The 11,404-nt window shown below is 45.4% G+C and carries 10 protein-coding genes and 1 tRNA gene; 9 read left to right on the forward strand and 2 right to left on the reverse strand.

Translation table 11 applies throughout. The annotated features are described in order from the left end of the window. The first annotated feature begins 125 nt into the window (after positions 1–125). From LIR34_RS16005 to LIR34_RS16025, 5 genes are all read left to right on the forward strand, one after another. Positions 126–1,517: an aminopeptidase gene (locus LIR34_RS16005; protein ID WP_173903247.1), complete on the forward strand. Its 1,392-nt coding sequence runs from the start codon at positions 126–128 to the stop codon at positions 1,515–1,517. Between the two features lie 83 nt (positions 1,518–1,600). Then, entirely contained in the window at positions 1,601–2,317 is a 717-nt protein-coding gene (locus tag LIR34_RS16010; RefSeq protein ID WP_173903248.1) for an ABC transporter ATP-binding protein, read from the forward strand. Then, the gene (locus tag LIR34_RS16015) at positions 2,314–4,140 is read left to right on the forward strand and encodes an efflux RND transporter periplasmic adaptor subunit (RefSeq protein ID WP_173903249.1); all 1,827 of its coding nucleotides are present in this window, start codon (positions 2,314–2,316) and stop codon (positions 4,138–4,140) included. Before LIR34_RS16010 ends, LIR34_RS16015 begins: the two co-directional genes overlap by 4 nt. Further along, positions 4,140–5,372, forward strand: coding sequence for an ABC transporter permease (locus LIR34_RS16020; protein WP_161286502.1), 1,233 nt, complete (start codon positions 4,140–4,142; stop codon positions 5,370–5,372). Before LIR34_RS16015 ends, LIR34_RS16020 begins: the two co-directional genes overlap by 1 nt. Positions 5,373–5,491: 119 nt before the next feature. Then, a complete protein-coding gene (locus LIR34_RS16025) occupies positions 5,492–6,484 on the forward strand; it encodes a hypothetical protein (RefSeq protein WP_207718751.1) in 993 nt (330 codons plus the stop codon). Positions 6,485–6,599: 115 nt separating this feature from the next. On the opposite strand, the gene sdaAA is transcribed toward LIR34_RS16025, so the two are convergent. Both sdaAA and sdaAB read right to left on the reverse strand, forming a co-directional pair. After that, positions 6,600–7,469, reverse strand: a complete 870-nt coding sequence (sdaAA, locus tag LIR34_RS16030) for an L-serine ammonia-lyase, iron-sulfur-dependent, subunit alpha (RefSeq protein WP_173903251.1) — start codon at positions 7,467–7,469, stop codon at positions 6,600–6,602. A gap of 17 nt (positions 7,470–7,486) precedes the next feature. After that, the gene (gene sdaAB, locus LIR34_RS16035) at positions 7,487–8,155 is read right to left on the reverse strand and encodes an L-serine ammonia-lyase, iron-sulfur-dependent subunit beta (RefSeq protein WP_173903252.1); all 669 of its coding nucleotides are present in this window, start codon (positions 8,153–8,155) and stop codon (positions 7,487–7,489) included. Between the two features lie 185 nt (positions 8,156–8,340). On the opposite strand from sdaAB, the gene LIR34_RS16040 reads away from it, so the two are divergent. The 4 genes from LIR34_RS16040 to LIR34_RS16055 form a co-directional block, all read left to right on the forward strand. Continuing rightward, positions 8,341–8,414 (forward strand) — tRNA-Arg (locus tag LIR34_RS16040). A 309-nt stretch (positions 8,415–8,723) separates the two neighbouring features. Beyond that, a complete protein-coding gene (locus tag LIR34_RS16045) occupies positions 8,724–9,383 on the forward strand; it encodes a response regulator transcription factor (protein ID WP_173903253.1) in 660 nt (219 codons plus the stop codon). A 2-nt stretch (positions 9,384–9,385) separates the two neighbouring features. Then, complete coding sequence (locus LIR34_RS16050) at positions 9,386–10,645, forward strand: sensor histidine kinase (RefSeq protein ID WP_173903254.1); 1,260 nt, start codon at positions 9,386–9,388, stop codon at positions 10,643–10,645. A 110-nt stretch (positions 10,646–10,755) separates the two neighbouring features. Continuing rightward, positions 10,756–11,404, forward strand: a 649-nt coding sequence (locus LIR34_RS16055; RefSeq protein ID WP_244092354.1) for a DUF6034 family protein, incomplete at its 3' end; no start/stop codon positions are given.

Genomic DNA, 11,404 nt, shown 5'->3' on the forward strand with positions numbered 1-11,404 from the left:
GATATCTTATTTTTTGATTAAGAATCGCGAGGATTGTAGAAATATACAGAAGTTTGTTCTATAATGGGGAAGATATCTGTATCCTTAGATACAGTAAACAATTAATCGAAAGGTGGTTATATATAATGGAAAGAAAGAACGCATGGCTTTCCTACGGGGAAGCAGATGAAACAGCAATGGAGAAACTCGCGAAGGATTACCGTGCATTCCTGGATGCAGGCAAGACGGAACGTGAATGTGTCACAGAGCTTGTCAGAGAGGCAGAAGCCAATGGTTATGTAAATCTTGAGACAAAGCTGGCAGCAGGAGAGAAGATCCAGCCAGGTGACAAAGTATATGCAGTTGGTATGAAGAAGATCATGGCTCTGTTCCATGTAGGTCAGGAGCCGCTGGAAAAAGGTATGAACATTCTTGGTGCGCATATTGACTCTCCACGTCTTGATGTGAAGCAGAATCCTTTATATGAAGATACAGATCTGGCATATCTTGATACGCACTACTACGGAGGTGTCAAGAAATACCAGTGGGTAGCAATTCCACTTGCAATCCATGGTGTGATTGCCAAAAAAGACGGAAGCGTAGTTGATGTGGTTATCGGTGAAGATGAAAATGATCCGATCGTATACATCACAGACCTTCTGATCCATCTTGCAGGCAAACAGCTGCAGAAAAAAGCTGCTGAGGTTATCGAGGGAGAAAACCTTGACATTCTGATCGGAAGCAGACCGCTCAATGAGAGTACAGATGAGAAGCAGAAAGAAGCGGTGAAATCCAATGTTCTTCGTATCCTCAAAGAGAAATACGATGTAGAGGAAGAAGATTTCCTTTCAGCAGAACTGGAAATCGTTCCGGCAGGAAAGGCACGTGACTGCGGACTTGACAGAAGTATGGTAGCAGCTTACGGACAGGATGACCGTGTCTGCGCTTATACCTCCTTTGTGGCAATGATGGAAATGGAAGCACCGAAACGCACAAGCTGCTGTCTGCTGACAGATAAGGAAGAGATCGGAAGTGTCGGAGCGACCGGAATGCAGTCCAGATTCTTTGAGAATACAGTGGCAGAGCTTCTTGAGGGTATGGGATGCTACTCTGACCTGGTACTCAGAAGAACTCTTCGTAACTGCAGCATGCTTTCCTCTGATGTAAGTGCAGGATACGATCCGGCTTACGGCGAATGCTTCGAGAAAAAGAATTCTGCATATCTCGGAAGAGGTATCGTACTGAACAAATTCACAGGAGCAAGAGGAAAATCCGGTTCCAATGATGCAAATGCAGAATATGTGGCAAAAGTCCGCAAAATCTTTGACGACAATCAGGTTGCATTCCAGACAGCGGAACTTGGCAAGGTTGATGTCGGCGGCGGCGGAACCATCGCATACATCGCAGCTCTTTACGGAATGAATGTAATTGACAGCGGTGTATCTGTGCTCAGCATGCATGCTCCGTGGGAGGTAACAAGCAAAGCAGATATTTATGAAGCAAAGAAAGCATACAAGGCATTTTTGCTTGACGCGTAACTAAACAGAAAACCGGGGGATCGAAAACAGACGGAACAGTACACGACAACAGGCTCTAGGAGAGCCACAACAGAGGAGATTTTATGGATAATGATATTCTGATCAAAGTAGAGGACTTATGCAAAATTTATAATCCCGGAGAAAACGAAGTGCGAGCTCTGGATCATGTGAGCCTGGAGATCAAAAAGGGTGAGCTAGTGGCAATCATCGGTCAGTCTGGTTCAGGTAAATCTACATTTATGAACATGCTTGGCTGTCTGGATGTTCCGACATCCGGCAGATATTATCTGAATGGGACGGATGTGTCCGAAATGACGGACAATGAGCTTTCTGAAGTGAGGAATCGAGAGATAGGTTTTATTTTTCAGGGATTTAATCTGATTCCAAACCTGAATGCGATAGAGAATGTAGAACTTCCGCTGATCTACAGAGGTGTTGATAAGAAAACAAGACATCAGCTTGCAGTCGATTCCCTGAAGCTGGTTGGACTTGAGAAACGTATGGATCATAAACCGAGTGAAATGTCCGGCGGACAGCAGCAGAGGGTGGCGATTGCCAGAGCGATCGCTGCACAGCCGCCGGTGATCCTTGCAGATGAGCCGACCGGAAATCTGGACTCTGCATCCAGCAGAGAGATTCTTGCAATTCTCAAGAAGATGCACAGATCAGGAAGGACTGTGATCCTGATTACGCATGATAACGGAATTGCTGCACAGGCACGGCGTGTAGTCCGGATCATGGATGGAAAAATAGAGTCTGATACGATAAATGAGGATTTTGATCAGGAGGTAGAAGCGTGAAGAAGAAAAAATCCAGAAAAAAACTGCTGATCGGTGCAGGTGTGCTGATTGTTGTGGCTGTTGGAGGCGTCTCTGCTTTTGGCAAAATGTCCTCCGGTGAAGAGACGGTTCCTCAGGTTGAGGTTGTAAAGGCTGAGATCGGCGATGTGCGGCAGACTGTGGAAGCAAGCGGAACTGTGGTAAGCGAGGAATCCAAAACTTATTTTTCGCCGGTGAATGCCAGAGTAGATAAAGTTGATTTCAAGGAAGGCGATATAGTCAAAGCCGGCACAGAGCTGGTGGCTTTTGACAGGAAAGACCTTGAGAGAGAAGAGAAAAAGGCGGAACTGAATGTAGAGTCCGGAAAACTGGATATGCAGAACACACTCAATAAATCAGACAAAGCAGTTCAGAAGCAGAAGGATGCACAGGGAAATGCGGCAAGTCTTAAACAGCAGGTAGCGGCACAGGAGGATTATGTGGCAAGTCTTAAGGCTCAGATATCGCAGGTGACAGCAAATGCTCAGGTGCAGGCGGCTGCAGAAGCAGCAGATAAGGCTGCCCGTGAAAAAGCTGCCCAGGAGGCGGCCAGGCAGAAACTCCAGCAGGAGTACAATGCAGATCTCAGTACATATCAGACCAGGACACTTCCGGAATATCAGAATAAGCTGAATGAACTCAACAATGAGATGAATCAGGCTCTTCTGGAATATAATCAGGCTGAAAGTGAATATCAGATGGCTTTTCAGACATGGTCCGCAGATCAGAGCGATGAAAACGCAGAAGCTCTTTCTGTTTCGGAGCAGCTTCGAAGTGAGTCACAGATTGGCTATCAGGAGGCAAAAAGTGCCTATGAGGATTGTAAGACACAGAAACCGGCAGCACCGGTGTTATCCGATTACACAGGAGAAAGTTCAGCAGTTGTGTCGGATGGGACAGCAGGAGCAGATTTTTCGTCTGATTCCTCGGACAGTACAGCTGTAGCAGTGCCAGCAGATACTTCCGCACTGGAATCTGCCCTGGAAAAGGCAAGCAGTGATCTGGCTGAACTTCAGTCCCGCCTGGCAAGTGAGCAGGCAGCAGCAGAGACAGATCCGGGAGCTGTGACAGAAGAAGAAAAGAAAAAAATGGAACTCACCAACAATCTGTCAGAATTGGATCAGATGTCAGCAGAAGAACTTGTAGAGGCAGCAAAGAAGGGAATCTGTGCAGATTTTAACGGAGTGGTGACTAAGGTATCTGTAGTAGAAGGAGCGACAACAGCACTGGGAACAGAGTTGTTTACTCTTCAGAATACAGATAAAGTGGATGTGACTGTAAATATCTCCAAGTATGACTATGATAAGGTGAAGGAAGGCCAGAGTGCACAGATCACCCTTGCAGGAAAGACATACGAAGGCGAAGTGATAAAGATCAGTCATGCCGCAACGCAGAATGAAAAGGGTGCTTCTCTGATCGCAGCAGATGTCCGTATCAAAAATCCGGACGAAAATATTTTTCTCGGAGTGGATGCAAAAGTAACGATCCAGGCTCAGAACGCCGAGAATGTTGTTGTTCTGCCATCCGAAGTGGTAAATATTGGCAAAAACGGTTCTTTCTGTTATGTCCTCAAGGACGGAGTGATCACCAGAAAAGATATTACTACAGGTGTAAGCTCTGATGACTATGTAGAAGTAACAGAGGGGATTGAGGCCGATGAGCAGGTGATCCGTGATATTGGCTCCCTGCAGGAAGGAATGACTGTGCAGGCAGTGGAGAGTAATGCGGCAGGAACAGAAGAGGGACTTTCAGCAGATACAGAAAATACGGATACAGAAGATACGGATACAGAAGAAGGTGCCTGATGAGCGGATTGTATGAATACATAAAAATGGCGGTTCAGAATATCCGGGCCAACAAGGGACGTTCTTTTCTTACCATGCTTGGTATCATTATCGGTATTGCCTCTGTTATCGCGATCGTTTCCATCGGTGAGGGAACCAAGAATCAGATGAACAGTGAGATTGACGGAATCGGCGGCGGACAGATCTATATCAGTATAAGCAATGATGCCATGACAGAAGGAGAGTGGATCACTCCCGACGATGTACAGGAGGTACGCCAGCTGGATGCGGTAGAGGGTATCAGTGTCTCCAACAGTTATGACGGTGAAACTGTAACAGGGAAAGGAACATTTACGATCAGTCTGACCGGTGAAGGACCGGATGCCAAAATGGTCAATAACTCTGAAATGAAATATGGAAATTATTTTGGAGAACAGGAGATAGAGGAAGGCAAAAATGTCTGTGTGATCTCTGATTCCGATGCCAAAAGACTGTTTGGTACAGATGATGTGGTCGGAATGAGCCTTGATGTCACCTGTTATGATTCATCGAAATCGTTTCGCATTATGGGAGTTACCACGCAGAAAGAAAACGGCACCTTTGTCAGCTATACCTATGATGGAATGCCGGTTACGGTGAATATCCCCTACTCAGCTATGGATGATCTTGTGACAGGTGCGGATGAGTTTTATTCGATTACTGCTCAGGCAGATAAGACGCTGGATTCTCAGATGATCGCAGATCAGATCGTCCATATTCTGGAAAAACGCCACCAGTGTGCCGGGGAAGAATATTTTCAGGTTCAGAGCTTTCAGGATGTCATGAAGTCGATGAATGAAATGCTTGGTATGGTGACTGCTTTTATCTCCTTTGTTGCAGGAATTTCTCTGCTTGTCGGCGGTATTGGTGTTATGAATATCATGCTTGTATCTGTCACAGAGAGAACCAGAGAAATCGGTATCCGCAAATCTCTCGGAGCAAAAACCGCTTCTATTATGATGCAGTTTCTTGCGGAAGCTGCGATCCTGACGGTGATCGGAGGTCTGATCGGAATTCTGCTTGGTATACTGGCTGCTTATGGAATCTGTACGATCATGAGCAGCAGTATGGGAATGGCAATTACACCGGGGATCAGTCCGACAGTGGTTATGGCGGCAACATTGTTTTCCTGTGCGGTAGGTGTGTTTTTTGGTATCTATCCGGCAAAAAAAGCTGCAAAACTCAGTCCAATCGAGGCACTGAGACGAAACTGAAAAAATTTCAGAGTTCATAAAAACTCCTTATTTCTATCACATAAGTGTCACAATCTCGACCTATATTGTTAGCTGTAAGCAACAGAAAGAAAAATCAAAATTAAAATAGAAAAGAGGACATGATTTTTATGAAACGTAAATATGCAGCTATGGTATTAGGACTGACACTGGCACTGACTTCAATGAATATGGCATATGCAGCTGATAAGGATACAGATACTGCACAGACAACAGAGGCAGCGGCTGAAGATGAAAGTGCAGATGCATCTGCAGATACAGCAGATGAGACTGCTTCCCAGGAAGTCTATGGTGAAGTTACAGAAGTAGGAGAGGACAGCATTACGATCAATGTTGGTACCTTAAAAGAGGGTCAGGCTCCGGATGGTGAGAAACCAGACGATGCAAAAGATGCCAAAGACGAAAAGGCTGATGACTCCAAAGATGAGAAAACAGATGATTCCAAGGACGAAAAGGCTGATGACTCCAAAGACGAGAAAGCCGATGATTTCAAGGATGAAAAGGCTGATGACTCTAAAGACGAAAAAGCCGATGATTCCAGCGATGCGGAATCAGCAGATGCAGCTTCTGAAGATAAAGGAGAAGCGCCTTCCATGCTGGATCTGACAGGAGAATCTCAGACAATTAAAGTAACAGACACAACTACCTACGAAAAAGAAGCACAGCCTGAGAAACCAGAAGAGACACCGGCAGCAGATGAGGCGCAGAAAGCCGATGATTCCAAGGACGCTGACAGTACAGATGAGAAATCAGATGATACTGAAAAAACAGATGATGCAGAGGCAGCAGACGAAAATGCCGAAGCAACAGATGACAGCACAGATAAGGATGACGCAAAAGCACCGGAAATGAAGACAGAAGCCATTGCATTCTCTGATCTGAAGGCTGGTGATACCATCAAGGTTACTCTGGATAAAGATGGAAATGCAACAGCAGTTGTTGTAATGAGTGCAGGTGCACCGGAAGCCAAGGATGAAGCAGCACAGACAGAGGACAAGAAAGATGATGCATCCAAAGACGACAGTGCAGCAGCAGAAACAACAGACGACAGTGCGGCAACAGAAACAACAGATGACAATGCAGATGATGAATGATCACGAATCAGAATGCAGATTAGAACCATTGGCATAGAATCCGTATAAAGATAAAAGACAGAGAAATGACCGGTAGAGATTCCGGTCATTTTTCTGTCTGTAGATAATTCTGTTTTTATTCGCACATATGGCAGGCTTTGCAGGCAGAAGGGGCAGCCGCACAGCCGCCAAGTGCAGTCTCTCGCAGTTCAGCGGGAAGTTTCCTGCCTACCGTGTACATGATCGTGATCATCTCATCGAGAGGGATGAATTGTGTGATGCCTGCAAGAGCCATTTCAGCAGCGACCAGGGCAATGGAGACACCGGAAGCATTGCGGTTCTGGCAGGGATATTCTACCAGTCCGCCAACCGGGTCACATACAAGTCCGAGCATATTCATAAGGACTGTGGAAGCAGCATAGGTACACTGAAGCGGAGTGCCTCCCATCAGCTCTGTGGCAGCGGAGGCAGCCATGGCAGCCGCAACACCTGTTTCTGCCTGGCAGCCGCCTACAGCACCGGCAACAGTTGCATTTCGCATGGCAAGATATCCGATTGCTCCGGCGTTAAAAAGAACTTTCTCTGTTTCCTTATCAGAAAAATGATAGACCTCCTGAAGGGCAAGGAGAAGGCCGGGAACAATACCGGCGGAACCGGCAGTAGGTGAGGCTACGATCAGACCCATGGAAGCATTGGTCTCCAGGGTTGCCATCGCATAGGTGATTGCTTTCTCGAGGACATCCCCGCAGATTCCTCTGCCGGAGGCAATATGTCGGGAGAGTTTCTGTGCCTCCCCGCCGATCAGTCCGCCCATAGATTTTACCGGAGATTTTATCGGGGAAAAGGCAGCATCTTTCATAATTTCGAGAACACGCTTCATTTGTGAATCGACGGAGTCAGCAGTTGATTCGCCGACAGTAATTTCCCGCTGACGCATAATCTCGGAAATTGGAAGCTGATGTTCTTCGCAGAGTGCCAGAAGCTCCTGTGCATTTTTAAAATCCATAATAAAAATCTCCCTTCTTACATCTGAACGATCATGACTTCATGAATATTTATATTCTGGCGGATCGTGTCTCCAATGTCTTCCGGAAGCTGTCCGTCGGATTCTACGATCGTATAGGCAATCTCACCTTTGGATTCACGGAAAAGACGCATAAAAGCAATATTTACGTTTCGATCGCTGAGACATTTGGTGATATATGCGATGACGCCTGGCTTGTCCTGATGGATTACGATCATAGCACTGTATTCCCCAGTGAAATCCACCTGCACAGAGTTGATCTTTACGATACGGACTTTGCCACCGCCCAGAGATTCACCTCGAACCGTCATTTCCTGACCGTTTGTATTTACCATATGAATATCCACTGTATTGGGGTGAAGGTCTGTTTCCATTTCATTTGGGGTAAAAGTAAATTCGAGGCCTTTTTTTTCTGCAATCTCAAAGGAATTTCGGATACGCATATCGTCGGTGGAAAATCCCATGATGCCGCCGAGAAGTGCACGGTCGGTGCCGTGTCCTTTATAAGTCCTGGAAAAAGAACCATACAGCGTGAAGTCAACCTTTTTCAGTGGGCCATGGATCATTTTCCGAGCGAGAAAACCGATGCGGGCAGCACCGGCTGTGTGGGAACTGGAAGGACCGATCATGTTTGGTCCCATTACATCAAATACGCTGATAAAAGACATGTTAGATCTCCTGTGTCTGTAATATTTGTGATAGGAATATGTCTCTGATTTCCTGTGATTTTATTGTACCATGAAAAGAAAAATAAAAAAATAAATTTTTTTTAAAAAAGGTGTTGACAAAAGAGCATTTATAATATAAAATACATTTTGTTGTGAGCGACAAGTACTCACAAAACAAAAGAGATGTGCGTTTAGCTCAGCTGGATAGAGCGTTTGGCTACGGACCAAAAGGTCGGGGGTTCGAATCCTCTAACGCACGCTAATAAAAAATAAGACACAGCGTTAAGCTGTGTCTTATTTTTTGTTCGAGTCCGGGTCGGACTCGAACGGGTTCGATCTTCGCTCCGCTTCGGTCGTTGCTAAACGCGTGCCACTGGCACGCAGCAACCTCTAACGCACGCTATGGCGAAAAGTCGGAAACTTTGAAAAATCAATGGTTTCCGGCTTTTTTGTGATTCATTGGCATTAGCAAATGTACAGATGCATAAGGAATAAGATATCCATACATATAGACGTGAGATATAAAAAAAGCTATACTGTAGAAAAAGTACCAGAGGTGGCAGCAGGAATGAAGAATAAAATTTTGGTAATTGAGGATGACCGCGCAATTTCAGAATTGTTGTGCATGAATCTGGAAGCGGCAGGATATGAGACTGTGGCAGCTTATGATGGGGAAGAAGCCCAGCGGCTGCTCTTATGGCATGAGGATGCAGATATGGCAGTGGTGGATATCATGCTGCCGGGAAAAGACGGATTTGCACTGATGGAGGATTTTAAAAAGAAGGAGCTTCCGGTGTTCTATCTGACTGCAAAGGATGATGTGGCTTCCAAGGTGAAGGGATTAAAGTTGGGTGCGGAAGATTATATGGTAAAACCTTTTGAGATGCTAGAACTTCTGGTACGCATTGAGAAGGTGCTGGAGAGGACGGGACGGGCAAAGAAAGTCTTAACGGTCCGGAACATCCTAGTGGACATGCAAAGCCATCAGGTCTACAAAGACGGGCTTCCGGTAAGCCTAAAGCCAATGGAATATGACCTCTTTGTGCTGCTCCTGCAAAATAAGAACATTGCGCTTGGAAGGGAAGAACTGTTAAAACGGGTCTGGGGAGAAAACTACCTGGGGGAAAGCAGGACGGTGGATGTCCATATCGGACAGCTCAGAAAAAAACTGGAACTTTATGATGAGATCAAGACGATCCCGAAGCTTGGATACCGTCTGGAGGAATAAGTATGAAGCTGTGGAAACGGACAGTACTTCTTATGTTGGTAACCTTATTGTGCGCGTTGATCCCGGTGGGTGCATTAAGCATTTATGTTACAGGAAAACGAAGCCTGAATAATGCTGCTGAGACTTATGGAAGACAATTGGAAAATGGGAAGACACTTCTGGAACAATTTTGGGACAACAGCAAATATGAGCAGATGTCAGAGACTGGAAAGAAAGCTTATATGGGATTTCAATTCCAACGATGCTGTGGGACGGGCATGGCGTTGATCGATAAAAAAAGCAATGCGGCCATTGAAAATCTGACAGATTATGAAGTTGTTGGGATTGAAAATCTGGGCCTGAAGAATGAAAAAGATCCATATGCCTATAAGATACAGAAACTGGGAAAGAAATACCTTCTTCTCCAAAAAGTAGTTTTATCTAAACCGGAAGGATACGAGATTCTCTCTGTTCGGGAAGTCACAGGACTTTTTACAGAGCTGAGGCAGACAGCTGTCTGCTTTACTGGGATTTATTTGGCAGTGTTCCTGATCGCCGGTCTTTTTATTTATATGATGATGAAAAGGACTGTGGAACGAATGGAGAAACTGCAGGAGATGGCAGAGAAACAGGAGCTGCTCATGGGGGCACTTTCCCATGAAATGCGTACCCCGTTAACATCTATTATTGGCTATTCGGATACCCTGCGCCATGTAAAGCTAAAAGATGAGCAGAAAGACCGGGCACTGGAACACATCAACCGGGAGGGAAAACGTCTGGAAGCTCTTTCGGGGAAAATGCTACAGCTGCTGGGACTTTATCAGAACCATGCCATACAGATGGAAATGACTCCGGCAGGTGAACTTTTAAAGAACGTTATTGATATGGAAAGGGAACAGGCAGAGAAGAAAAATGTGCAGCTGAAGACGGAATATGAAGCATTTTCCATGAAGATGGACGCAGCTTTGATGGAAAGTCTTCTGGTAAACCTGATCGACAATGCGCTAAAGGCTACGGATACAGGTGGGAGTATTCTGGTAAAAGCATATGAAACATCCGGAAAAAAGATTTTTGAGGTATCTGATAGCGGAATGGGAATTCCAGAGGAAGAGCTGGGAAAGATCACAGATGCGTTCTATATGGTGGATAAATCACGAAGCCGAAAAGAAGGTGGCTCTGGGCTTGGTCTGGCACTTTGTGTGAAGGTAGCAGAACTCCATGGCGGATTCCTGCAGATCGAAAGTCAGCCGGGAGAGGGGACAACGGTAAGGGCTGTCTTCTGATTTACAAGTTGTTTACATTTTGATGAATACATTGGAAAGGCAATATGGTACTCTTTTCTCATAAGAAGAGGGTACCTTTTTTAATACCGAAAGGAAAGGATGGAAAAAGGATGAAGAAAATAAAAATGTTTATGGGAGCCGTTCTGTGTATAAATCTTTTGACATTATCCGGATGTGACCGTGTTGTCCAGTCTGCTGTTGTGGAAGAAAAGGATCAGACAGAACAGAAAAAAGAAGAGAAAAAGGAAACAGTTCAGAAAACCGTTGCAGAACAGGTAGAGGCACCGGAAACATACCAGACAACGCTCCAGGCAGACCTAAGATCAGCGGACCGAGAGGATAAAGAAAATCCGATGAAGTTCACCCTGACAGCGGATGCACCGGTAAAAGTGCCGGATGTAGATGCAATCTGTCTAAAAAAAGTAAAAAGATTGGCGATTCCTGAAGAAGAACAGAACAAGATAAAAGATACATTTGGTAAAGGGCAGCCTATGCAGGAAGAGAACAATGAGAATGAACAGGCGGGGACGTATACGGTAGATGGACTGACCTATCAGTACTCCTATGTAAAGAGTGAACAGAAGTCTGATGTGGAGGAACTCGAATTTCGGATAGCGAAGTTTATCTTTGATGATTGTGGAGATATGACCCTGGCGTCGAACGAGAAAAAAGAAAGGGAAGAGCGCTTTCAAAATTATATAAAAGCAGGAAGCGGGAAAGTGTCTGAAAAGGAAGCAAAGGAGAAGGTTTCAGGTCTTG

The sequence above is a fragment of the Blautia sp. MSK17_66 genome, from assembly GCF_020538025.1.
GTDB lineage: Bacteria > Bacillota > Clostridia > Lachnospirales > Lachnospiraceae > Blautia_A.

Coding starts and splice junctions, on each gene's coding strand:
- LIR34_RS16005 (WP_173903247.1), top strand. CDS start 126: ATGGAAAGAAAGAACGCATGGCTTTCCTACGGGGAAGCAGATGAAACA.
- LIR34_RS16010 (WP_173903248.1), top strand. CDS start 1,601: ATGGATAATGATATTCTGATCAAAGTAGAGGACTTATGCAAAATTTAT.
- LIR34_RS16020 (WP_161286502.1), top strand. CDS start 4,140: ATGAGCGGATTGTATGAATACATAAAAATGGCGGTTCAGAATATCCGG.
- LIR34_RS16025 (WP_207718751.1), top strand. CDS start 5,492: ATGATTTTTATGAAACGTAAATATGCAGCTATGGTATTAGGACTGACA.
- sdaAA (WP_173903251.1), bottom strand. CDS start 7,469: ATGGATTTTAAAAATGCACAGGAGCTTCTGGCACTCTGCGAAGAACAT.
- sdaAB (WP_173903252.1), bottom strand. CDS start 8,155: ATGTCTTTTATCAGCGTATTTGATGTAATGGGACCAAACATGATCGGT.
- LIR34_RS16045 (WP_173903253.1), top strand. CDS start 8,724: ATGAAGAATAAAATTTTGGTAATTGAGGATGACCGCGCAATTTCAGAA.
- LIR34_RS16050 (WP_173903254.1), top strand. CDS start 9,386: ATGAAGCTGTGGAAACGGACAGTACTTCTTATGTTGGTAACCTTATTG.